The organism is Siphonobacter sp. BAB-5385, assembly GCF_002261125.1.
Classification (GTDB): domain Bacteria; phylum Bacteroidota; class Bacteroidia; order Cytophagales; family Spirosomataceae; genus Siphonobacter.
In genome coordinates, this window is the sequence record NZ_NMPS01000232.1 from 172,145 (window position 1) to 195,950 (window position 23,806).

Genomic DNA, 23,806 nt, shown 5'->3' on the forward strand with positions numbered 1-23,806 from the left:
ATAAAAAAGTCCGTAACCACCGTTACGGACTAAAAATTAAAGGATCGCTCGGTGTAGTTTCACCTGATCTTCCATAAAGCCACCGTACAATCGCCGATGGTCTTTGAAGTTGAAAACGCTTCCGTTGTTTCGTACTTCCTCAATTTTTGAAAAATCGAGCGTCTGTATCAGCCAAGTTTCGGCCTGCGGCGTATGCGAAGCAATGATTCCTTCTTCGGGTAAACCCGTATCAGGGGTCGAGTAAAAAGCAGAAAATCCGTAGTTAATATCCACCGCGGGTGACCAAAGGGCATTTCCCACGGTCTGCGAAACGACGGTATAACACTGATTTTCCAAAGCTCTTGCCCGGGCACCCACGTGTACCCGCGTAGCTCCGCGAATGGTTTCGGTACAGCTTGGGGCTACCACTAGTGAAGCTCCCAGGTTACAGAGCAACTGCGAACTCAGCGAAAATTCAACGTCGTAGCAAATCTGAATACCAAAGCGGCCCCAGTCCGCTTCAAACATGGTCAGTTCTTTTTCACCACTCGAAATACCCCAGTGCTCATTTTCGAAACGGGTCATGAAAAATTTGTCCTGATATCCCACGAGGCCTTTGGGCGAGAAAACGTAGGCTCGATTGACCAGTTCTTTTTTCAGGAGTACCGGAAAACTCGGAGCCACGATACTGACGCCGTATTGGCGGGCCAGTTCAGCGAAAACCGTACAGAAATCGGCCCGTAAAGCGTCCATTTCCCGGACCTGCTGGCGGATGTTCTGGCGAATGTCTTCCGAAAACAGACTCACCAGTTCCATCGACCCGTATTCGGGAAATATCAACAGTTGGGCTTTTTGCCCGGCAGCCTGGGCTACCCAGCGTTCGGTATGCCGACGCCAGGCTAGAAAATCAACGTGTTCAGTAATCGGATATTGAGCAGCGGCAATCGTTACTTCCAAGGGTACAGGAGTTTATGCAGTAGTGGGTGATAGGGCTTTGAGCCAATACACCATGGGTTTGGCCGTTGAGGTAGTTTCCCCAACGTCGGGCCATTCCATATGGCTTTGCAGCGAAGGCTCGCGATGATAGCCGCGTTTGGTCCAGAATTCGTCGAGGGGACGGTAGTCATGCGGACGAGCCGGATGCATGTCCGGGCGAACCACGGAACAAAAGCAGGCCGTTTGAAACGTACCAAAGCTGCGAGCATGGGCTTCCCGTTCATCAAAAAAACGATGCCCCAATCCCTGACCCCGATAGTCGGGCAGGAGGATACTTTCTCCGAAATAAAAAACAGTACGAATATCCATGCCCGCTTCTTCAAACGGCTGACGAACCTCGGCGGTTTCCTCTTCCAGGGGAATACAGGTGGTGGCTCCGATCATCTGATTGCCGTCATATGCCGCAAACAGGAAGGAACGCTCCGTCTTCGTATAGGTCTGCAAATACGCTTTTTCGTACGCTAGGGAGCCTTCATAGAGGTACGGGAAACTTCGGAATACTGCAATACGTAAATGGGCCAGGTCATCGAATACTTCTTCAATTGCCTGTCCAGTTTTATGAATGAAATGCATAGAATCAGGAAAAATCTGGGTGGGGCGTGAAGCTGCAAAAGTTACGCCCCACCGCAATGCCTTTAGACTACGAAACGCGTTGAATCCAGAGGGGCAGGTTGTAATACGTCGTAACGCGGGTAATTTTTCCGTCTTTCACTTCCAGAAAAGCTCCAGCGGGCAATTCGTAGGTTTGATGACGAGCTTCGGGCAGACCGTCTTCCCCCTTTTTATAAACGCCATTCACTACGAATTCAGCGGCCACCCGCGTCTGCGTAGGTTCGCTGAAAAAGACCAGATCGGTTAAGGTTTCTTCGTAGCTTTCATCCATGTGCTCAAGAAACTTGGTAAACTGCTCGATGCCGATGCGGGCATCACCCTGGTTGGGTTCATGACGTATTTCGGGATCTACCAGGCTTAGCATTCCCTGCCAGTTTTTGTCGTTGAAATAGGCATAATAGTGTTGAACAATTTCCAGTGCAGTCATGGTGGATACAGAAATTAAAAGATCGAGTAAAACGTACTAAACATTAAAGAAACGTTTCAGAAAAAACGTTCAATGCAAATTACGACAGAATTGTAACTTTTGGTAGGGTTAATTGTTCGATGAGTACAATCGAACCAATCCCTACGTTATGTCCCGCACCTATTCACTGAAAACAATTCAGAAGTTACCCATTACGCTGGATCAGGCCTGGGATTTTTTCAGTCAGCCCGGAAATCTGAAAGATATTACGCCATCCACGATGGGCTTTGATATTCGAAGTCACCACCACGGCGACCGGATGTACGCCGGCCAAGTCATTGAATATACCGTAAAGCCCTTATTCGGCATTCCGCTGTATTGGATGACGGAGATTACCCACGTAAAAGATCATGCTTATTTTGTGGACGAACAGCGGTTTGGACCGTACAGTCTGTGGCATCACCAGCACCATTTTCGGGAGATTGCGGGCGGCGTGGAAATGACCGACATCGTGCATTACCGGCTGCCTTTCTGGATTCTGGGGGATATCGCTCACGCGATCCTAGCGAAAGATAAACTGCGGGAAATCTTCACCTTTCGTTACCGGAAAGCTGAAGAGGTATTCGGAGCCTGGCCGGGTGGACAGTCGCTGAACATTCAGTTTTATTAGGTTTACTCGCTTGCCCTGATCTAAAACCGTTAATGGAATAATCGGGGCATTGTTGGTCAAGCGTCTTAGACGCAAAACACCACCCCGATCATTCCATGACGGTCACAGATCGGGGTGAGCTTTTATCGTCTGCCTCGTTTTGGTCCGCTGGTGGGCTTTTTGCCGCCCGAATTTTTGGGTCCGGGCCGTCCGCCTGGTTTGCTGGCTTTGGGTCCGCCGGGTTTACTGCCGGGCCGACCGGCGGCCTGAGCTTTTTGCCAGGGTCTGGCTTTTTTCTCGTGGAAAGCTCCTTTGAAGGTTGGGTCTTCCTTCTTCCGCTGATCATCCACTTCCCGCAGCATGTCCTGCCGTTCCTGGAAAGGCGTATTGGTTACTTCGACCGCTTCGGGTAAAAACTCCACTGGAATTTCCTGACCGATGATTTTTTCAATTTTCTCGATGTGGTATTCTTCAGCCTCCGTAACAAAGGTGATAGCCTCGCCGGTACGGAAAGCCCGTCCGGTCCGACCAATCCGGTGTACGTAATCTTCGTAAATCAGCGGTACATCGAAGTTAATAACGTGCGTTACTTCCTGTACGTCGATTCCCCGGGCGGCCACGTCCGTTGCCACCAGTACCCGAATTGTATTATCCCGGAAAGCCTGCATGGCGTTGATTCGCGTATTCTGTCCCTTGTTGGCGTGAATGACCCGAACTTCATCCTCCGAGAAAACCTTCCGTGAAATGAATTTGTGAATATTATCGGCGACTTCCTTCGAGCGAACAAAAATCATCACCTTTTGAAAGGCGGGGTCCTGTAAGAGGTAACCCAGCAGATTGATTTTTGTATGGAGGTTTGGTACGGAATAAATGACCTGATTCACCGTCGTTGCCGTCGTTGCCTGCGGCGTTACTTCAATACGAGTGGGAAATTCCAGAAATTCGAACGAAAACTTCTCCACTTTTTCCGGAAACGTAGCCGAAAACAGTAGGTTCTGCCGTTTGCGGGGAATGATTTCGAGAATCCGGCGAATCTGTGGCATGAAACCCATGTCCATCATCTTGTCGGCTTCATCGAGTACCATCACTTTTAGTTCTTTCGTGATGATGTCGCCGCGAAGGTACAGATCCATGAAACGACCCGGCGTACTGACCAAGATGTCCACGCCAGCCGTAAGGGCTTCAATTTGCGTTTTAGGGCCGAGTCCGCCGTACAGACAGAGCGTCCGCAAATCGGTATATTGGCCCAATTGCTCAATAGCGTCGCCAATCTGCATGACCAGCTCGCGGGTCGGAGCCAGGATCAGAGCCCGTGGTGCCGAACCCTGAGCGTACTTGACCTTGTACAGAATGGGCAGGACGTAAGCCGCCGTTTTACCCGTACCAGTCTGAGCAATCCCCAATACATCATGACCCGCCAAAATGAGCGGAATGGCCTGTTCCTGAATGTCGGTGGGTTGCTCATATCCGGCCTCGCTTACGGCATTGAGCAATTGCCGATTGAGGTTAAAATCTTCGAACGTCATCTTCTTATTCCTTCCAACGAAAACACAAAGGTCGCAAAAAGCCTTGGGAAACAGCACAAAAGCGACTAATGAATGGGTCGAGTCAGAGAAATCATTTGGGGCAGCATCCAAACGAATGGCTGGCTTGATTTTGAAAATGGGCTTTTTGACCTTCAAGAAATAAGGTTTAGTCGCCAAAGACGTTAGAAATACACACGATCCCGTATTTTTAAGGCATTCATCAGCACTTCGGTAAACAGCTAAGCAGCCCGATGCTGCGTTCATCCCATTGTATGTTTCATCTTCCTAACGTTCGGGCCCTTTCACTGGGTCTGCTTCTAAGCCTACCTGCCGTATCTGTCATGGCCCAAAAACTGGGGCCGCTGACCGTCGAAAAGATCATGCAGGACCCCAAATGGATGGGCGTTTCGCCGAGTAATCCCTACTGGGCCGAAGACGGTTCCAGGGTTTATTTTTCCTGGAATCCCGAAGGAGCCAAAGGCGATTCGCTCTATGCTTACGAACTCGCCAGCAAAAAAATTACGAAAGTAAGTGTAACCGATCGGCAGCGTATACCGAGCGAATCGGGGAAGTACAATCAGGCGAAAACCGTAAAGCTGTACGAAAAGAACGGCGATCTGTTTTACCTCGATCTGGCGACCAGACAAATTCGGCAGATGACGAATACGGTTGAAAGCGAAAATAACCCTACGTTCAGTAGCGATGAAAGACAGGTAATTTTCCGTCGCGGCATGAACCTGTTTTCCATGTACCTGGCTTCGGGTGAAATCAATCAGTTGACCAACTTTTTGTCGGGTAGTAAGAAAGCTGATCCGAAAGCCAACGAACAGGAAAAATGGCAGAAAACGGATCAGTTAGCGATGTTCGAAGTCTTGAAGGAACGGGCCGATAAGAAAAAGGACGCCGCTAAAATCACCAAAGCCGAACAGCCTAAGCGGCCTAAGGAATTTTACCTGGAAGAACGGAACCTGATGGCTCCCACGGCAGCTCCCCACGGAAAATACGTGACTTTCCAACTGGTAAAATCGGCGGCAGGAGCGAAGAGCACGATTGTGCCTAACTACGTCACCGAATCAGGATTCACGGAAGACATTCCGGCCCGCACCAAAGTAGGAGCACCACTGGCTTCGCATCAGTTGTTTTTGTACGACATCGAAAAGGATACCATCCGCGAAGTGAGTGCAAAAGACCTGACGGGCATTACGGAGCAGCCTAAATACCTGTCGGAGTATAAATCGGATACAACGTCCAAAAAAACGAAGGTGCGTCCGGTACAGTTTTTCGGAACGAACTGGTCCGAAGATGGTACGTATGCCGTGGTGATCGTTCGTTCGCAGGATAACAAAGACCGCTGGATTGCCCAGCTCGATCCGGCTACGGCGAAACTAAAGGTACTCGACCGCCTCCGCGACGAGGCCTGGGTGGGTGGCCCCGGTTCGTATGCACTGACCTGGCTGGATAAGGAAACCTTGCTGTTTCAGTCGGAAGCGACGGGATACTCGCATTTGTACAGCATCAACCTGCGTACGAATGAACGTAAGCAGCTCACGAGTGGCAAGTTCGAAGTACAGCAGACGGTTCTATCCAAGGATAAAAAGACGATTTACTTTCAGTCGAATGAGGTACACCCCGGAGAACAGCACTGGTATAAAATGGCAGTTACGGGCGGTGAACGCGTGAAGCTGACAACCGGTACGGGAGCCCATGAGGTAAGCCTTTCACCGGACGAAACGAAACTGCTCATTCGTTATTCAACGCCTACGCAGCCTTGGGAACTGTATCTACAGGAAAACCAGGCGGGAGCGAAAGCGGAAAAAATTACCAATTCTCTTTCCGATGAGTTCAAATCCTATGCCTGGAAAGAACCGCAGGTCATCACAGTAAAAGCCAGCGACGGACAGGATATTTATGCTCGTTTGTACGTGCCGAAAAAGAAAAACGGGGCGGCAGTCATCTTCGTCCACGGGGCCGGATACCTGCAAAATGCTCACAAATGGTGGAGTCAGTATTACCGGGAATATATGTTCCATAACTTACTGGTCGATCAGGGCTTTACGGTACTGGACATGGATTACCGGGGCTCGGCGGGCTACGGTCGCGACTGGCGAACGGGCATTTACCGCTTCATGGGGGGTAAGGACCTCGACGATCACGTAGACGGGGCGAAGTATCTGACGCAGAAACTGGGTATCAACGCCAAACGCATTGGGATGTACGGTGGTAGTTACGGCGGGTTTATGACGCTGATGGCTTTGTTCACCAAACCCGGCGTATTCAAAGCGGGAGCGGCTCTCCGGCCCGTAACCGATTGGGCGGCGTACAATCACGGCTATACGGCCAATATTCTGAACGAACCGCAGACGGATTCGCTGGCGTACCGTCGCAGCTCTCCGATTTATCACGCCGCTGGTCTGAAAGATAACCTACTCATCTGCCACGGGATGGTAGACGTAAACGTGCATTTCCAGGATGCTGTACGTCTCTCGCAGCGACTGATTGAATTACGGAAAGAAAACTGGGAGCTTGCCGCCTATCCCATGGAAGATCACGGATTCGTAGAACCTACCAGCTGGATGGATGAGTACAAGCGGATTTTGAAGCTGTTTCAGGAGAAGTTGAAGAAGTAAGATTTACTTTAAGGTTATTTTATCAAACCCCGTACGCAGACCTGCGTATGGGGTTTGTTGTAGTAGGTGACTTATCGTGATACGGACTAAAAGATCAGCCATCTCAGCGGGACGAAAGACTGCATCTATCTATTCAGAACTACCAATCGATAAAGTACGCCAATAACCACAGGTACAGCTTTTTCTACACCTCTGTAAACCAACCCTAAAAACACCCGATTATGGAAAAGCCCATTTCACGGCCCATGCATGGTCTGGCCGATTATGCGTATGTACCGCTCGTGGCCCTGGCCCCTAAACTGGCCGATTTTGAAAAGGAAAAAGCCGCCGTCACCTTGTGTGGTCTCTTGAGTAGTGGAGCTCTGGTTTATAGCTTGGGAACTAAAGCCGAATGGGGCGTACTGCGACTGTTACCCTTCAAAAAGCACTTAGCTATTGACTTTTCGGCGGGACTTTTGGCACTGGCGGCACCCTGGCTCTTTGGTTTTGCCAAACACAAAAAAGCCCGTAATACTTTTCTGGCGATGGGCGTCATTAGTCTGCTCGCCAGTTCATTAACCAGGCCCGAAGAAATGGACGAATAGCGAACTATTGCGTCAAAAACGGATTGCTGAAGGTGGGATTCTGTAGAAATTCCGTGTCCGTAAGCGTATGTAGGAAGGCGATTAAATCTTTCTTTTCGGAAGAGGTCAGATGCATGGGGCCTTTTAAGTCCGTACTGAGCGTACGGCTGGAGGCCACATGCTCACTGTAATGATCGATGACTTCCTCCAGCGTCCGGAAGCGACCGTCGTGCATGTACGGACCCGTCACAGCAATATTCCGAAGCGTCGGTACGCGAAAGCGGGCAAAATCGGCGTCAAAGCCCGTTACTTCCTGCCGACCGGGATCAAGCGGTGAGGCATCAAGGCCATTATTATGAAAGACGTTCTGGAAAAACTGGGCTCCGCCGTGACAATGGGTGCAATTCGCTCCGCGTATACCTTTGGCAGGATCGGAGGTTCGCATGAACAGATCCATGCCTCGCTTTTCGGCGGCCGTTAGCGTGTACTGATGTCTCAGGTACTGATCATACGGAGCCTGGGCGGAAATCAGGGTCCGTTCAAACTGAGCCAGAGCTTTGGCCATCAGCAGGGGCGTAATGGAGTCCGTACCAAACGCCCGTTTGAATTTTGGGGGATAAAAAGCCGTTTGTTGCAGTTTACGAGCCGCTTTCTCGGGAGCCAGTCCCAGTTCATCCGGATGAGCCATGGGAATGAGTGCCTGATCTTCCAGCGTGGGGGAGTGACCATCCCAGAAGAAATGGCGTACCCAAAGCAGGTTTGCCAGCGACATGGAATTGCGGGCCGTCGTACGTCCATTTACGCCGATACTCAACGCAAAGCCATCGGTAAATGCCCGATTTTGCTGATGGCAACTGCTACAGGAGATGGTATTGTTCTTGGAAAGCAGGGAGTCGTAAAACAGAAAACGCCCTAGGGCCACGCCCTCCACCGTCATCGGATTATCCGCCGGAATCGTGTACCGATGCCCAAAAGAAGCCGGAATGGGAAGCGTATAGGGAGTATCGTTGCGGAGGGTAAAGGCCAGCACCACCGCACTACTCAGCAGGATCAACCAACGAAGCATACGTATCGACGAGAAGAAAAACGAGTCTACCTGTCCGGTTGCGGCCTTTCCGGCAAATGGAAAGTGAAAATAAACATTCTCTCGCAAAGAAGAATCATTTGGCAAAGCGGATTTCAATTTCCCGTACTTCCCGAATCCAACGGGCGGGTTTCTTTTCGCCGGGGACCACGATTCGGTACGGACCTACGCCAGCGGGTAAGGTAGTACCGTCTACGGCATCGGCGAGTACGATAGTTCGCGTACTAAATTCCGGATCCAGTTCTGGTAAGGCAAACAAGACCTCGTATCCATCGGCGGCCCGTACCAGAGCGTATTTAACCAGATTTTCCCCGCGAAGTTGCCCGCCTACGGTTACTCCGGCTTTTTTCAGTAACTCAATCAACGGTATGCCCGAGTAGCGGTGTTCTTTCTGGTCTTTGTCTACGGCTTTTACGTCCGTATGCGACAGGGCTTTCAGATCGGAAGCCTGTAGTTGAAGCGGAGTAGTGACTTCACCCGTAACCTTCAGAACCACCTGAGCCGACGCGTTCCAGGACCCTACAAGGAAACCGAACGGGAGCAGTAACTTTTTCATGCGACAGGAACGGAAATAGGTCTGAAATTATCGTTGTATTTAAGTAAACATAACGATCGAATTTAATGAATTGTTTAAAACTCTAGGCTAGGACTAGACTACTGGGAACCATCTATCTTTTCCGCTGTTTACTAGACACGAGTAAAAAAGCGTCTTTGCTTCCCGAACATATGAATCAAACATCTACTTTAACCGATACTTCGGCCTCCTCTCATCGACAGTATCCCTGGTTGATCGCGGTTTCCGGGTTGTTGATTCTGATTACCATAAACGGACTTACTACTTCTTCGCTGTCGGTCTTTGATGAAGTCATCCAGCAGGAATTTCACTTGACTCGGAGTGTACTGAAATCCCGGGAAACGGTTACGTATGCCGTCTCGGCCCTGTTCATTTTACTTTCAGGCTGGCTGATTGATCGGGTTGGAGTCAAAAAATTATTGCTGACGGGGCTAACCCTAATGGCCCTGGCTCTGGGTGGCTACGGATTCGCCCGTAATCTGACGGATTTGTACGTGCTGCACGTGCTGCTTGGACTGGCGTACGTTTCAGCGGGGTCAGTGGCTGTCGTGATTCTGGTTTCATCCTGGTTTCAGGAAAAACGGGGATTGGCTCTGGGGCTCACGCTGGCGGGTACGAGTCTGGGGAGTGCTCTCTTTCCCCCGATACTGACCAGCCTGATCCATACCCACGGCTGGCGGGAAGCCTTTCACTGGCTCACGTTTGTGCCTTTAGTGCTCTTGGTCTATACGGCTGTCGTCGTGTATAGCACACCCGAAGCCGCTGGAATGCAACCGTATGGGCAAAGGACTACGGAAAAATCGCTGGTGAAGACGGGAAAAATGTATGCCGAAGCTCTGCGTACGCCCTTGTTTTGGCTGATTGCTCTCTGCGGATTTCTGTCGTTTCTGGGAATAGTGGGACTTGTTTCCAATCTCTTTCTACAACTACGAAGCGTAGGCTTCGATTCCGGGCAGGCGGCCTGGACGTTATCGCTGTACTTCACGCTAGCATTGGTAGGGAAATTTCTGATTTCCTGGATTTCAGATCTGGTTTCGGTATATCCTCTATTTACCGGTTGTCTGTTGGGACTCATGGTCGGAGCGGTAGGCCTGGCTTCGCTGACGCCGAGTCTAATTATTCCTTCCGTAGGATTGGCGGCCTTAAGCTGGGGCGGCGTTTTCACGTTGTACAATGTATTGATTGTTCGGTCCTTTGGCTTGAAAGCAGCCGGCAAGATCAACGGTACCATCAGCTTATTCGAAAACTGCGGTTCATTGCTGGGACCACTAGTGATGGGCTGGCTCTTCGAAACCTCCGGCTCGTACCAGCAACCCTTGTACCTGACGGCTGGCGTTTTCGGACTAACGGCCTTTCTCTCCCTGTTTTTCTTTCGGCGAGTACCCAAGGCGTACGTTTCGTAGGAAGGCTCCTAAACGGAGCTGATGATGGGGATGATTTGAGTTAAGAATCGACTAATCGTTTGGCTAAACTTAGGGATTCTACTACTTTCGTTGCGACGGAGGTAGGGAATAAAGTACTGGGTACCAGCGACGAATATTTCTTTTTACACGGTTAATCTCCAGAAAATTACGTTAAAACTACTTCGACAGACACTTATTCCTGAACCGAAGCGTTTAAGAATCTGAAACCAATTTGGAGAGAGTGAATTCGATGAGAGCCCTTTTAGTAGTGTGGACCATTCTGGGGGTGTTTCCGAACGTTTTCGGACAGACCTCTCAGTTTGTCAGTCAGTCCCACCCCCTAACCAAATCAAATTCTGAAGCCCGTTCGACGGTAGCTAAAGACAGTGACAAAACATCCCTGCACTGTATTCCGCTGTGGGGTGAAAAAAAGAAATCCGCCCAGCAAATCAAACAAGACGAAGCCTTTTTAAAGGCCTGTGACGAGAATTTCGGTAATCGGGCCGAAGCCAGCCGGTTTTTTGCCGAGCGTGGTTGGGAGTACATCGCCGAAGGTGAGCTGGATACCGCTTGCTATCGCTTCAACCTGGCCCAGTTGCTGAACACGAAAAACAGCGATGCGTACTGGGGTTTAGGCGTCGTTTGCCATCAGAAAGGACAAGGAACCGAGGCCATCCGTATGTTGAGCAAAGGAGTCGCCTGCGATTCTGCCAATTCGATGTTACTCGACGATCTGGCGACGCTGTACATTCAGCAACACCAGCAATCCGGTCAGGCTCATGACCTGGACGAAGCGTTTGCCTTACTCAATCGTTCCGTACAACTGGATACGACCAACGCCACGACGTACCTGAAACTGGCCCTGGCCGAGTATCAGCGAAACAATTTCGATAAAGCCTGGGAACACCTGCATCAATGCCGGCAACTGGATGTACAGGTTCTCGACTTCAATTTTATCGAGCAGCTTTCGGTTAAACAGGCCGATCCCAAAGGCGTATTTAATTCCGGAAAAGAATAAGTAACGATAGAATGAAATGAAAAAGGCGGAGAACGACTCGTTCTCCGCCTTTTTCATTATTCAAAGTAACGCCATTGGAGATAGGTACAGAGCCCTTCCAGTTCCGGGAAAATCGAGAACGCATTGACGCCTAGCGTATCCAGATCGGTACGAATTTGCTTCAGGCAGGTAGACGGAATTTTTACCTTGATTAACTTTTCCGTATACGAGTCGATTTCGTTCATGTACTGCTTGGTCAGTAGTTCCTGAGACGACGCGACGCTAAATACACCCGACTGGTTATTGATCCGTTGCTTGATAATCCGGGGTCGTACGAGCTTAGTTTGCGGCACGTCGAAAGGGTGCATCGTTTCCAGATTGGCCGCAAAATCCTCTTCCTGAGCCATTAAAATCCAGACTACGCTGTACGACGAAGCCACTAGCGATTCGCCCGTAGCGAACCACAGGGCCGTCAGGGCATTGTTCGACCAGTCGAGCAAACGCGTGGGTAAGGTGAAATGCTGGCCCAGCGTCAGGTAATCCCAATCGTCCATGGGGCGGTGCGGCTCAATGAGCAGTGGATTTGTTCGCTTGAATTCCTGTAAAAGCGTTTGTTCCACTTGCAAAATGTCGCCTTTGGCTTTTAAACGACAAATTTTGGGAAGCAGGGGATGATCGAACGTTTGTCCGCGAAACAGAAAGTCAATCGCGTAACCCTGCTGGCTATGTTCTTCTTTACTTTGCTTAATGAGCGTGAGGTACGCTTCAATCGTACTTAATTCAACTTCTTTCATGGCTGGATCGGTGGAAAATCTTGGTATTCAGTACGTACTTCTCATTCGATGTGGAGGATTTCCTTGGCCAGATGAATCATCCGTTCGCTGCCCGTGTACTTGCCTTTTTCGTCGGATAGCTTGACGACCTCGGTCCATTCCCCTTCACCCGGCTGGGCTTCCGTCATTTTAATCACAATGTTCATGGCTTTAGGGCCGACGTCATTGGTCAGACTGGTACCGATGCCGAACGACATGCCGATGCGACCCCGACAGTGTTCGGCAATGCGTGCGACTTTTTCATAATTGAGCGAATCGGAGAAAGTGATGGTTTTCGACAGCGGATTGATCCCCATGCCTTGGTAATGCTGGATGACTTTATCGGCGAATTCGAGCGGATCGCCACTGTCGTGCCGGACCCCATCGAAAAGCTTGGAAAACATCTTGTCAAACTGCTGGAAAAAGACGTCCGTTGTGTACGTATCCGATAGGGCAATGCCCAAATCCCCGCGATAGACCTGTACCCAGTGTTCCAGTCCTAAAGCATTCGACATCTTAAAACCGTACCGGGCTGCGTGGAACATAAACCATTCGTGGGCGTGCGTACCAATGGGTTTGGTCTGATACAGCATGGCCATGTGCACGTTGCTGGTTCCGACAAATGAACCCGCTCCGTACTGTTGCAAAGCTTGTAAGACCAAGCGATGTACTCCGTACGAATGGCGACGACGGGTACCGAATTCAGCCACCGTAACGTTCAGGTCGCGGTAATTTTCAATCTTTTGGCGAGTATTCTCTATTACTTCCGCATCACTAATTCGTTCCAGATGATTCAGTGGATAATACAGCTCACAGATCAGCGACATGAGTGGTACTTCCCACAAATGGTACGGTACCACAGGCCTTCAACGCGTACTTCCAGTGCTTCGCCGGTTTGGGTAATGTGTACTTCTTCAGGATTATATCGGTATCCCGCCAGGAAATCCAGGTATACGGGGTCGAGATAGGGGCAGGTAACCCGCAGAAAGTGTTTCTCTTCGCGGGTCAGTTGCAGAGAAGCCATGGCATCAACGGCTTCACGTAAGGCTTTGGCAAAGCCGGGCGGAAACGCGTGTTTTCCCCGATTAATGAATTGATAACGGGCTCGGGCTGATGGAAAGAGCCGAATAACTCCCTGCTGCATAGTGATCTTGTAGAAGTCATTATCCAGCAGGGAGGGAAGAATGGAAGCCATAGACATGGAAACTCGGGGCTAATGGAAATGATAGTTTTTCCATAAAAGTTATGCCCGGAGTTTGAAACCGTATCAGTAAACGATTAGGCAGGTGTAGCGGAGGCGGAGGGAGCCGTCAAGCCCATCTTTTTGCGGTACTGTTTCGTGAGTCGGCTAATGAAGAAGCCAACGGTTACACCCGGACCAACCCATAGCAAGAGATTGACGAAAGAAGGCATATCAGCGGGCAAGAAACGGGGACCTACATTGACCAGAAAGGCGGTTAGCGTAGCGGCATACGAAGCCAGCATTCGACCCAGGTGCGTAAAAAACCAGTGCATGCGTTGGGGTTGTACCCGTCCACTAAATACCTTGTAATCGTTCCAGCCATTGGCCAGACAAAGAGCGGTCAGGAATAGAAACAGAATGCCTTGGTAAGGTTGTTGTACCATAAATCGCTGGATACTCCAGGCTAGCGTCACTAGCCCGAAAAAGCTCACGCCGTACATCGCGGCCCAGTCCAGTCGGGCAGGTGGTGTCTCTGATTTTTTGCGTAATAAAATTCGTTTTCCGGTAAAGGTCTGGTAAAAGCTACCGACGGCTACGGGTAGAAAGAACTGCATTTTCAGCGAAAGCGGATCCAGTACAAACAGGCCCACGGTCGTAATGAATACGCCAAACATGGCCCAGTAATATACCAGCCCCCAGAAGTTATGTAAGCGACCCCCTTTGCGGGCAATCATAGGTACCAATCCACTGAGTAAAGCAGTGAAACCACAGATAACGTGAATGACGAGGATCGAAGCCTGAAGCGTTTTCATAAGAATTGCATGGTTGACAAGACCATACAAACGTAGAGCTACGACGAAAACATGTCAAATCAATGGGTTGATTATCAGGATTCTGGGACGTTTGACAAAGCCAGGGACAATTCAGCAGCCGTTTGGGATGTTTGACAAGGTCAGTGAAAGCGTTCGGTTACCAGTTCGGAATATTTGCGGGCGACGGGGACAAGTGTTTCCAGCGACCGCAGATGGAGTTTGTACCCCTGAGCGTTCCCACTCACCCGTTCTACGCGGTGCAGATTGACAATGTAGGAACGGTGACAGCGGACGATGAAGTCGTAGGAGATTTGCGTTTCCAGCCGACTCAAACTACTCCGGAGCAGTTCTTTGCGAAGCTGCCCATTTTCCTGAAAAACAATTTCCGAGTAATTATCCGCTGACTCAATGTACAGCAGTTCGGTCACGGGCAGGCGTAACTGATCTTTTCCGTTTTCCGCCGTGAACTGAATATACTGTTGGGTTTCGGTAGCGAGTTCCTGCGGGGAGAGGGGCTCCGGCTGGGGAGGCTGACTGTACTTCTTAAGCTTTTTGACGTACGTGGTAATGGTAAAGGCCGTTGTTGGAAAAACACCAATAATCAGCGTAAACCCAATCATGGAAAGTAGACCCGGCAGGTGTCGGGATATGCCAAAAACGCTCGTGGTGTAAAAGTAATTAAGTACGGCAATGCCCAGAAAATGGCCCAGTACAAAGACGATGTTGCGACCAACCGTCCAGCGTTCTTCCCGAAACCACGCTGGAAACAGAGCTGGTAAGGCAAAGTAATTGGTAACCAGTACCAGCGAAGTAATGACTCCAAAACCCGCAAGAAACAGGTACTTTCCGGGCATGACGACCCGGGCGGTTCCAAAGGGCTGAAAAATAATGATAAACAGGCCCACGAATAGACCCGCTCCGACAGATAGCCACCAGGTAGCGGCATCACGCTCGAAGCGGGGATGGGGCTGAGCCAGAATCGAGAACATACGAGTTATCCCCGGATTTGCTCAATGAACATGCCGATAACGGGCGGATAAGCCGCAATGGCAAAAGCAATACCGTACAAAGCCCCCCACAAGTGAGCCGAGTGATTAATGTATCCTGTTCCCCGGCGTGACTCCCAGTAGGAATAGGCCAGGTACAGTCCACCAAAAATCCAGCCCGGAATGGGGATGGGAATGAAAAACAGATACAGCGACGTTGTGGGAGCAAACATAATCCCCGCGAAAATGACGGAAGATACCCCGCCCGAAGCCCCAAGGGAATTGTAGTTGGGATTGTTCCGGTGCTTGAAGTACGTGGGCAGGTCGGAAATAATAATACCGCCCATGTACAGAGCTACATACAACAGATTTCCCATCGGCGAAATCTGCGAGAAAATGCTTTCCACCAGACCGCCAAAAGAATACAGCGAGATCATGTTAAAGGCCAGGTGACCAATATCGGCGTGAATAAAGCCCGACGTAATAAACCGCCAGTACTCGTTCCGGCGATTGACTTCGTACGGATTCATTACCCAGCGACGCAGGATGGATTCGTTATTCCAGGCGTATAAACTGGCACCTACGGCCAGTAGTATAAACAGTAAGGTCAGACTCAGATTCATGGTAGCAATACAAAACGATCTTTCAGTCGAAAGATAAGGGTATTTTGACGCGTAAAAATAGCTGTTTTCACGGGGGGATAGTGATTTTACCGATTTTACAGTAATTTCCATCCGGGCCGCAACCTGTTATCCACTAGCAATCATACTGTTATGATGCCTTCTCGCCGTGCGTTCTTTCGCCAGTCGGCCAGCGTTGCCCTCTTTCCCAGTTTAAAACCACTCAGCGAATCGTACTTTCAGCAAGTAGCACGGTACCGCTCGGGAGACTCAGCCCAGGCTCTGGCTGCTGATGAAGATTTCTGGGCTCTCATCCAGCGGGCGTATACCGTCTCGCCGACGATACTGAATCTCAACAACGGTGGCGTAAGTCCCAGTCCAACCTTGGTACAGGAAGCCGTAGAGCGGTACTTCCGTTATTCCAACGAAGCCCCGAGCTACTACATGTGGCGGGTACTGGATCAGGGCCGTGAACCGCTACGGGAGCAGCTGGCCCACGTAGCGGGTACGTCGCCGGAGGAAATCGCCATTAACCGGAATGCTACCGAAGCCCTGGATACGGTTATTCTGGGCTTACCCCTGCAAAAGGGCGATGAAGTAGTCGTCTCCAATTTCGATTACCCGAATATGATGAGTGCCTGGCGGCAACGCGAACTCCGCGATGGTCTGAAGCTCAATTACGTAAAGCTGCCCATGCCCTGCGAAGACGAGAATCAGCTGGTGAAGCTGTTTGTCGAGCAAATGACACCGAAGACCAAAGTGGTACACCTCACGCACGTCATCAACTGGTCGGGACAGGTACTACCGGTTCGGAAAATTGCCGACGAAGCTCACAAACGCGGGATTGAAGTACTCGTAGACGGAGCCCACAGTTTTGTGCATCTGGATTACAAAGTACCCGACCTGGGCTGCGATTATTACGGTACGAGTCTGCACAAATGGCTAAGTGCTCCGATTGGTACAGGCATGCTTTGGGTGAAAAAAGAGAAAATTTCGAAGATATTCCCCCTGGTACCCAACGAGCAGCCGCAGTCAGACAATATTCGCAAATTCGAAAACCTGGGTACGCGACCCTTTTTCATCGAACAGGCCATCGGGCAGGCCATTCAGTTCAATAATTCCATCGGGGCAGTTCGGAAATACGAGCGTCTGTTTTATCTGAAAAACTACTGGGCTGAAAAAGTAAAAGACTTGCCCGGTATAACGTTGTATACCTCGCTGAAAAAGGGCTATTCCGGAGCCTTGGCCGTCGTTGGTGTGAACGGGATGACGCCCGGCCAGCTGGAAAGTGCACTCCTGACTCGCTTCAAAATCCATACAACGCCAATAGATAAAGAGAATGTGAAGGGCGTTCGGGTAACGCCGCACGTCTATATTTTACCCTCGGATCTCGACCGATTAGTCAGTGCCCTGACGATTCTGTCCAAAGAAAATACCGATAAGCTGGCAAAGGCCGGAAAGTAATCACAAGGATTTACGGGTAAATTCCCCGGGAAGTCAAATACTTCCCCGGGGAATTTGTTTTTTTGTGGGTATGAACCGCCACTTCGCATGAACCTAACATCAACCCATATGAAAAATTTTGTACTTAGTCTTTTCCTGCTGACCTCGGCTCTGATGAGTTGGGGCAGAAATCCGACTAATGGATTCTTTCAAAATCCCGTCTGCCCCTTAAAAGTGGAAATAACGCCCGCGAACGTGGGCCTTTGTGCCAGTGGGAGCGTGGTACTGACCGCGAACCCCAGTGGTACGGCGTCTTCCGGGACGTTGACGTATCAGTGGCGGAGGGGTACTCAAATTGTTGGTACGAGCCGAACCTATACGGCAACCACCGTGGGGATCTACAGCGTTACGCTTAGCCAGGGTTCCTGTAGAGCTACTGATACACTGACCATCACGTTGAATCCTACCCCCAACCTTTCCAGCATTGCGGGCGATTCGGCCCTTTGCGAGGGACAGAAAGGCAGCCTGAGTGTAACGACCTCCGGTAGCACGAGTCCCTATACGTATCAGTGGAAACTTGGATCGACCGTGCTCGCCGATAAAACACCTCAGCTTTCGATTACCAAGACCGGTACGTACACCGTGACGGTAACCGATGCGAAAGGCTGTACTGCTTCCACCACGAAAACCGTACAGGAAACCAAACCCGTCCTGTATATCACCACGGCGACGAGTAAGCTCAACCTGTGTTCGGCGGATCAGGAAGGGGTGAAGATGCAAATTTTCCGGACGGAGAACTTCACGCCGGATACTTATGCCTGGAGACGCGGTACAACGGTAGTGGGTACGGGCTCTACCTTTGAGGCCAAAGATGCTGGAACGTATACCTTGCAGGCTACGGCAAAAAATGGCTGTCAAGCCGTGTCCGGTAATAGCATTCCGATTCAAAAATACAATTCTCCCACCGCGTATGCCGGAGCCGACACCTCCCTGACGGGCAAAGATCGCTTCGAACCCAAAGGCATCATTCCGGCCAGTGGTGGTACAAGCCCCTATACCTACGCCTGGCAAACGTCCGCTAATACACCCGTTTATACCGTGGCCAATCCGAGCATTGGGCCTTTTAAAGGCTCTGCACAGGTTTGGCTAACGGTAACGGATCGAAATGGCTGTACGGCCCGCGATACGGCCCGAATCACCTATATTGCCTGTAAGCTAAAACTGAGTGTAACGGGGGCTGACTACCTCTGCGAGGGTCGAAGCAGTACACAGTGGACGGGGCGGGTCACCGATAGCCTGGGTGCTGTAACCTATAGCTGGCGGCAGGGATCAAGTCTCGTATTTGGCAATCGCGTAAACCTGACGAAAGAAGGAACCTACCTGATTAAAGTCGAAGATGCCCGCGGCTGCGAAGATTCGCTGAGCCGGAGTATCACCATCAAACCAACGCCTACGGTACAAATTTCCGGTGATTTGTTCTACTGCCGGGGTGGTGGAGCCTTACTACGGGCGAACCCCGCGGGTGGACAGGCTCCGTACGCCTACGAATGGAAACTCGGTACAGCAGTTGTGCCCAATGCTTCCGGTGTGCAGTTCAATGCCTCTGCTCCGGGTAATTACACAGTTACGGTTCGGGATAGCCTGGGTTGTCGGAAGGAATCGGCGGCAGTTTCTATTGTGGAGCGGGGGCAGAACATCGTTGCGAATATCGTTCCGGCTGGGAAAACTACAACCATGGTTCCCGATAGCGTCGTATTGAATGCCGTTACGGGAGCCAATTATGCCTATCAGTGGCGGAAAGACAACGCGGAAATCGCAGGAGCGACGCGGCCTCGCCTGGTACTTCGGGGTTCGCAGGCAACGGGCAATTACGTCGTAGTGGTGATTAGTGAAGGGTGCTCCGTCCCCTCTTCGCCCGTAAACGTCTGGATTGAAGGACCTACGGCCGTAGAGCCGGGTACGACCGAAGTCGCGGTGAAGGTATATCCCAACCCTTCCGCCAGTCGGGCCATTATTGAAATAAACTTACCCCAGGCCGCCGCCGCCCAATTGCAGGTGTACACCCTGGCGGGGCAGCCTGTACTACGTCAGCAGGATACGCAGGTACAGCATCAGCATCGCTTTGATCTGGACTTGTCAGGCGTTACGGGAGGTATGTTACTCTGGAAAGTACAAGCTGGAGCGTACGTACGGGAAGGCAAATTGATAAAGACGAACTAAGCTGTAAAACAAAAAAGGTAAAGGCTAGCAGAGCCTTTACCTTTCTACTCCTAAAAAGAAGCCCCGGATGAAAGGGCCCTTATCAAACTAACTCCTTTTCTTGTTACTCCAAAGGCTTGCGATTCTTTAGAGGGTACTGCTTAAACAGCGATTTGATGATGAAGTGATTTATTTTCGACTATGGGTTGCAGATACGTGATCTGAATATTTCGTAAATGAGCTTTCGATTCAAAACTGTTTAAAATGTTCAGCACATCGCTGTCGATATAAGAAGATCGCGTACAGTCGATTTCTACTACGCTATCATCCGGAATGGTTTCCAGAATTTCCGTAACACTGACTTTATTAAGAAAGGATACGTAATCGCCCATGCGAATGCGAATACGTTCCTGCCCGTTGACATGATAGGCATGGGTCTGGTGGGCTTTCACGTAGGTTTCCCGCAGAACGAAGAATAATCCTACGGCCAGACCGATGCCGATGCCCACTAACAAATCCGTTAGTAAAATCGCTACAACCGTCGTAACGAAAGGCAAAAACTTGAGTATACCCGCCGCATACTGCTGTCTGAAAATGCTGACCCGGGAAAGTTTATAGCCCGTTACCAGTAAAATGGAAGCCAGCGAAGCCCACGGAATCCGGTTCAGTACCGACGGCAGCGTCACGACGCAAACCAGTAGTAAAGATCCGTGAATCAGAGCGGCCCGTTTGGTACGTGCTCCCGCATTCAGGCTAACCGAACTCCGGACGATGACCGAAGTCAGCGGCATACCTCCAATCAGTCCACTCACCACGTTACCGATACCCTGAGCCTTCAATTCCCGATTCGTCGGTGATTTTCGCTTGAGTGGATCTAACTCATCAATGGCTTCGATGGCCAAAAGAGCTTCCAGGCTGGCTACCATCGCAATCGACAGGGCCGAGGCATAGACCTGCGGATTATCCCAGGACGTAAAATCAGGAAACGTAAAAAGCCCAAGGAACCCCGCCACGGTTTTGGGTACGGGTAATTGGACCAGATGATTTCCCTGTAAAGCCAGCGTGGGGTTCAGGGAGGAAATCAGCATATTAATGCCAATGCCCAGCGTAACGACAACCAGAGCAGCCGGAATATTCTTTAAAACCGCATGTTGACGAAAAAGTGGCCGTTCCCAAAGAATCAGTACGCTGAGTGAAAGCAGCGAAATGAGAATGGCCGTTCCGCTAAACTGCTGGAAAGCAATCGTCAACTGCGTCAGGATGTCAAAGCCATCGGGCTGAAAAAGCGAAAAGCCTTCAGCGGCATCGGCGTCGTAGCCCACCAAATGCGGCAACTGTTTGATGATCAAAATGATACCAATCGCGGCCAGCATCCCCTTAATGACGGAGGAGGGAAAGAAATTACTAATAATCCCCGCCCGAAGAAAACCTAAACTCACCTGAATGAGTCCGGCGATAAACGTAGCCAGCAGAAACGTTGGAAAAGCTCCAGGCGTTCCATGGTCGCCAGTACTACGACAATCAAGCCCGCCTCAGGTCCGGATATACTTAACTGAGATTTGCTGAGTAACCCAACGACCAGTCCACCCACGATCCCGGCAATGATTCCAGAAAAGAGCGGTACACCCGACGCCAGAGCAATGCCCAGACACAGCGGAACCGCCACCAGAAAGGAAACCAGGCCACCTCGCAGGTCACCCGCTATGGAAACGTCAGTCCCGTATTGAAGCTTCGTATTCATAACGGTTCGTGGTTGGAACTAGCGTTTGGGCCTATGTCAAGAGATAGTGGGAAGGCTAGTAGGTTGGATAGACGCTAAAATCATCCAATCCCGGAAATCGTAATTCCTCGTACGAGAAGGCGATTTTTTAGCCTGATACAAAGCTAGGGCATGCGGTCTCTTTCAAAATTAAGAGGCCATTAGAAGATTGTTAGAGAGTAATGAGGAGGTGATTAGAAAACGATTAGAAAAGCTTGGGTAGCTGTAACACGACAGAAGTCCCCCGGTTGAGTTCGGAGCTAACTAAGATGCGACCGTGGTGCAATTCCATGATTCGGTGGGTAAGGGGAAGCCCAATGCCGTATCCATGAATTTTCTTAACATTTTCGGCCCGGAAGAAGGGTTCGTAAATGTGTTTGAGATCCTCGGCACTAATGCCTACGCCCTGATCGGTAAAGGTGACGGTGGCTCCTTCCGTATTCACGCCCAGCGTTACTTCTACCTGCTTGTTTTGGGAAAATTTACAAGCGTTTTCCATCAAATTCAGAAATGCCGTCGTCAGCAGCGACTTGTTCCCCTTTACCAGTAACGAAGGTTGTGAAGTTGCCGTATCGCCTTCAAACGAAAAAATCATTTGATACGAGGGGTGCTTGGTGGTAAGCAGTTTGGCCGCGTCGTAGATGACTTCGTCCAGAGCGACTTCCTGAAAGGTAATGGTCGATACATCCTGATTGACCTGGGCCAGTTCCAGCAGGTTATTGGCCAGATTGTTCAACCGCCGGATGGATTCGAGTACGGTTTTCCATTTGGCTCGTGCTCTTCTGGGGTACGGGGTTTGATCAGCGTCACTTCAATCTGGCCCGTAATGATGGTGAGCGGCGTACGTAATTCGTGCGAGGCGTTGGCTACGAAATCCCGCTGTACTTCAAAGGCCTTTTGCACGCGATCCAGCATGGAATTGAACGTCTGAGCCAGCTGGGCAATTTCATCTTCCTCTTTACCCGCTACCAGTCGCTGATTCAGGTTGAACGCCGTAATCTGTTCCACCTGCCGTACGACTTCGGAGATGGGCTGTAGGGTACGCCCGGCAAAAAACCAGCCCGAAATTCCCACCAGCGTCAGGCCGAATACGAGTCCGAAACCCAGAATAGTCCGCAAGTGCCTCATCTCTGTAAGCCCGTATTCATCGTAAGCCGAGGCAATGATGATGAATTCCTTGCTGTCGTAGCGATACGTTAACCCAACAATTTCCCGCTGGCCGTACCGCACAAACACTTCGCCTTTTTGCCGCACCCGCTCCAGCAAATGAAGCTGGTCGGCCAGACGGTCGGGCCGGTTGTCACTTTCGTAAACAATCTGATTTTTGGAATTATAGACAATGATCTGTTCTTCGGGCAAAGAGGTCAAATTATTCCGCTCAAAAAGCTTTAACAGTTGGGCGTCGATTTTTTCCTCTTCAATGAGCAGACGGGCCGTCGTTTTGGCCTTGTCGCTGAGGCGTAGGTAAAAATCCTTTTGCCGGAAGTACTCCGAAGTGAAGTACACGACCGACGAAAACAAAATCAGATTGGCCGCTACAATCAACAGGAAGGTTAATGATAGTTTGGATCTGATTTTCATAGGGATAGAGGGTAAACTAGTCTTCGGTCTCCTGCATGATATAACCGATGCCGCTGATGGTATGGATCAGTTTGGGCGAAAAATCCTTGTCAATTTTCTTACGAAGGTAATTGACGTATACATCAACCACGTTCGTGCCCGTATCAAAATTTACATCCCATACCTTTTCCGCAATTTCACTGCGGGACAAAGCCCGGTTCTGGTTTTTCATGAAAAACTCCAGTAAAGCCAGCTCGCGGGCAGTCAGGTTAATCTTGTGATTATCCCGCTTCACCGTTTTGCTTTTCTGGTTGTATTCCAGATTCGCCAGTTTCAGCACCACGGCTTCAGCCGGTACGGACAGTCGGCGGCGGTTGAGTGCCCGGAGGCGGGCCATCAGTTCCCGAAATTCGAATGGTTTCACCAGGTAATCATCGGCCCCGGCATCAAAACCCGTCAGGACGTTTTCGGTAGTACCAAAAGCCGTGAGCATCAGAATGGACACATTCTCGTAGCGATCCCGAATGATCTTGCACAGTTCGAAGCCATTCATGATGGGTAGATTCACGTCCAGAATCACTGTACCGTATTCCTGTTCTTTCAGCAGTTGCTGAGCTTTCAAGGCGTCCTCGGCTACGTCCGCTTCCAGACCGTAATCTTCCAGGCCACTTTTGATGAAAGAAGCGACTTCGTGCTCATCTTCGACAATCAGGATTTTCATTTCCGCAGGAGATTAGGCTACGAAAGTACGGATTGACGGGTGAAGATGGAAATAAGAAGGGGAAGGACTAGTTCTTAGCGGTTCGCTTGCTGGTGCTTAGCATGGCTATCGCCTGTACTAAAGTTTTTTGCAAAAGTGATACACCAATCCGGGGAAGAATTACACGATTGTTGTTGGTAATGCTACACTAAACACCAACAACGTCGGGAACGGCAGGGATGTAGTTGCTGATGAAAGAACTGAAAAGTCAGGTGCTTGAAATAGTTGTTGGTGACGCTACGCTAAACACCAACAA

At 50.3% G+C, this 23,806-nt stretch carries 24 protein-coding genes; 7 read left to right on the plus strand and 17 right to left on the minus strand.

Going from position 1 to position 23,806, the window contains the following annotated elements; all coding sequences use genetic code 11:
- Positions 1-36 precede the first annotated feature (36 nt).
- From BWI93_RS24830 to BWI93_RS24840, 3 genes are all read right to left on the minus strand, one after another.
- Positions 37-936 carry a carbon-nitrogen hydrolase family protein gene (locus tag BWI93_RS24830; RefSeq protein ID WP_094816413.1) on the minus strand — a complete coding sequence of 300 codons (900 nt, stop codon included), beginning with the start codon at positions 934-936 and terminating at the stop codon, positions 37-39.
- Between the two features lie 12 nt (positions 937-948).
- Entirely contained in the window at positions 949-1,548 is a 600-nt protein-coding gene (locus BWI93_RS24835; protein WP_094816469.1) for a GNAT family N-acetyltransferase, read from the minus strand.
- Between the two features lie 67 nt (positions 1,549-1,615).
- Complete coding sequence (locus tag BWI93_RS24840) at positions 1,616-2,014, minus strand: nuclear transport factor 2 family protein (RefSeq protein ID WP_094816415.1); 399 nt, start codon at positions 2,012-2,014, stop codon at positions 1,616-1,618.
- 148 nt (positions 2,015-2,162) lie between these two features.
- On the opposite strand from BWI93_RS24840, the gene BWI93_RS24845 reads away from it, so the two are divergent.
- On the plus strand, positions 2,163-2,663 hold the full coding sequence (locus BWI93_RS24845) for an SRPBCC family protein (RefSeq protein ID WP_094816417.1): 501 nt from the start codon (positions 2,163-2,165) through the stop codon (positions 2,661-2,663).
- A gap of 122 nt (positions 2,664-2,785) precedes the next feature.
- Here the strand turns inward: BWI93_RS24845 and BWI93_RS24850 are convergent, their stop codons facing one another.
- A complete protein-coding gene (locus BWI93_RS24850; RefSeq protein WP_094816471.1) occupies positions 2,786-4,168 on the minus strand; it encodes a DEAD/DEAH box helicase in 1,383 nt (460 codons plus the stop codon).
- 272 nt (positions 4,169-4,440) lie between these two features.
- Here BWI93_RS24850 and BWI93_RS24855 point away from each other — a divergent pair, with 272 nt between their 5' ends.
- Together BWI93_RS24855 and BWI93_RS24860 are read left to right on the plus strand one after the other, a co-directional pair.
- Entirely contained in the window at positions 4,441-6,795 is a 2,355-nt protein-coding gene (locus BWI93_RS24855) for a prolyl oligopeptidase family serine peptidase (RefSeq protein ID WP_094816419.1), read from the plus strand.
- Between the two features lie 221 nt (positions 6,796-7,016).
- The gene (locus tag BWI93_RS24860; RefSeq protein ID WP_094816421.1) at positions 7,017-7,379 is read left to right on the plus strand and encodes a hypothetical protein; all 363 of its coding nucleotides are present in this window, start codon (positions 7,017-7,019) and stop codon (positions 7,377-7,379) included.
- Positions 7,380-7,383: 4 nt separating this feature from the next.
- Here BWI93_RS24860 and BWI93_RS24865 read toward each other — a convergent pair whose 3' ends face one another.
- Together BWI93_RS24865 and BWI93_RS24870 are read right to left on the minus strand one after the other, a co-directional pair.
- The gene (locus tag BWI93_RS24865; RefSeq protein ID WP_094816423.1) at positions 7,384-8,424 is read right to left on the minus strand and encodes a cytochrome-c peroxidase; all 1,041 of its coding nucleotides are present in this window, start codon (positions 8,422-8,424) and stop codon (positions 7,384-7,386) included.
- A 94-nt stretch (positions 8,425-8,518) separates the two neighbouring features.
- Positions 8,519-8,998, minus strand: a complete 480-nt coding sequence (locus BWI93_RS24870) for a molybdopterin-dependent oxidoreductase (protein ID WP_094816425.1) — start codon at positions 8,996-8,998, stop codon at positions 8,519-8,521.
- 170 nt (positions 8,999-9,168) lie between these two features.
- On the opposite strand from BWI93_RS24870, the gene BWI93_RS24875 reads away from it, so the two are divergent.
- Positions 9,169-10,419: a nitrate/nitrite transporter gene (locus tag BWI93_RS24875; protein WP_094816427.1), complete on the plus strand. Its 1,251-nt coding sequence runs from the start codon at positions 9,169-9,171 to the stop codon at positions 10,417-10,419.
- A gap of 250 nt (positions 10,420-10,669) precedes the next feature.
- Positions 10,670-11,437, plus strand: a complete 768-nt coding sequence (locus BWI93_RS24880) for a M48 family metallopeptidase (RefSeq protein ID WP_094816429.1) — start codon at positions 10,670-10,672, stop codon at positions 11,435-11,437.
- A gap of 56 nt (positions 11,438-11,493) precedes the next feature.
- Here the strand turns inward: BWI93_RS24880 and BWI93_RS24885 are convergent, their stop codons facing one another.
- The 6 genes from BWI93_RS24885 to BWI93_RS24905 form a co-directional block, all read right to left on the minus strand.
- Positions 11,494-12,210 carry an FRG domain-containing protein gene (locus BWI93_RS24885; RefSeq protein WP_094816431.1) on the minus strand — a complete coding sequence of 239 codons (717 nt, stop codon included), beginning with the start codon at positions 12,208-12,210 and terminating at the stop codon, positions 11,494-11,496.
- Between the two features lie 41 nt (positions 12,211-12,251).
- Positions 12,252-13,055, minus strand: a complete 804-nt coding sequence (pncB, locus tag BWI93_RS24890) for a nicotinate phosphoribosyltransferase (RefSeq protein WP_217902344.1) — start codon at positions 13,053-13,055, stop codon at positions 12,252-12,254.
- Positions 13,046-13,423 (minus strand): hypothetical protein, encoded by a 378-nt coding sequence (locus BWI93_RS28380; protein ID WP_217902345.1) that lies wholly within the window; start codon positions 13,421-13,423, stop codon positions 13,046-13,048. The genes pncB and BWI93_RS28380 overlap by 10 nt, the downstream gene beginning before the upstream one ends.
- Positions 13,424-13,506: 83 nt before the next feature.
- The gene (locus tag BWI93_RS24895) at positions 13,507-14,223 is read right to left on the minus strand and encodes a hypothetical protein (protein WP_094816433.1); all 717 of its coding nucleotides are present in this window, start codon (positions 14,221-14,223) and stop codon (positions 13,507-13,509) included.
- Positions 14,224-14,363: 140 nt separating this feature from the next.
- Positions 14,364-15,212 (minus strand): LytTR family DNA-binding domain-containing protein, encoded by an 849-nt coding sequence (locus BWI93_RS24900; protein WP_094816435.1) that lies wholly within the window; start codon positions 15,210-15,212, stop codon positions 14,364-14,366.
- Between the two features lie 5 nt (positions 15,213-15,217).
- Positions 15,218-15,832 carry a rhomboid family intramembrane serine protease gene (locus BWI93_RS24905; protein WP_233207752.1) on the minus strand — a complete coding sequence of 205 codons (615 nt, stop codon included), beginning with the start codon at positions 15,830-15,832 and terminating at the stop codon, positions 15,218-15,220.
- A 150-nt stretch (positions 15,833-15,982) separates the two neighbouring features.
- Between BWI93_RS24905 and BWI93_RS24910 the strand changes: the two genes are divergently transcribed.
- Positions 15,983-17,293 (plus strand): aminotransferase class V-fold PLP-dependent enzyme, encoded by a 1,311-nt coding sequence (locus BWI93_RS24910; RefSeq protein WP_094816437.1) that lies wholly within the window; start codon positions 15,983-15,985, stop codon positions 17,291-17,293.
- A 108-nt stretch (positions 17,294-17,401) separates the two neighbouring features.
- A complete protein-coding gene (locus BWI93_RS24915) occupies positions 17,402-19,492 on the plus strand; it encodes a T9SS type A sorting domain-containing protein (RefSeq protein ID WP_176454327.1) in 2,091 nt (696 codons plus the stop codon).
- A gap of 140 nt (positions 19,493-19,632) precedes the next feature.
- Here the strand turns inward: BWI93_RS24915 and BWI93_RS24920 are convergent, their stop codons facing one another.
- The 5 genes from BWI93_RS24920 to BWI93_RS24930 all read right to left on the minus strand — a co-directional run bounded on the left by BWI93_RS24920 (position 19,633) and on the right by BWI93_RS24930 (position 23,511).
- Positions 19,633-20,910, minus strand: a complete 1,278-nt coding sequence (locus tag BWI93_RS24920) for a SulP family inorganic anion transporter (protein WP_369679217.1) — start codon at positions 20,908-20,910, stop codon at positions 19,633-19,635.
- Positions 20,907-21,212, minus strand: a complete 306-nt coding sequence (locus tag BWI93_RS29835; protein WP_369679218.1) for a SulP family inorganic anion transporter — start codon at positions 21,210-21,212, stop codon at positions 20,907-20,909. Before BWI93_RS29835 ends, BWI93_RS24920 begins: the two co-directional genes overlap by 4 nt.
- Positions 21,213-21,435: 223 nt before the next feature.
- Complete coding sequence (locus tag BWI93_RS29195; protein WP_255158055.1) at positions 21,436-21,966, minus strand: sensor histidine kinase KdpD; 531 nt, start codon at positions 21,964-21,966, stop codon at positions 21,436-21,438.
- Complete coding sequence (locus BWI93_RS29200; protein ID WP_255158056.1) at positions 21,963-22,811, minus strand: HAMP domain-containing protein; 849 nt, start codon at positions 22,809-22,811, stop codon at positions 21,963-21,965. The genes BWI93_RS29195 and BWI93_RS29200 overlap by 4 nt, the downstream gene beginning before the upstream one ends.
- A gap of 16 nt (positions 22,812-22,827) precedes the next feature.
- Positions 22,828-23,511 carry a response regulator transcription factor gene (locus BWI93_RS24930; RefSeq protein ID WP_094816441.1) on the minus strand — a complete coding sequence of 228 codons (684 nt, stop codon included), beginning with the start codon at positions 23,509-23,511 and terminating at the stop codon, positions 22,828-22,830.
- Positions 23,512-23,806: the final 295 nt, after the last annotated feature.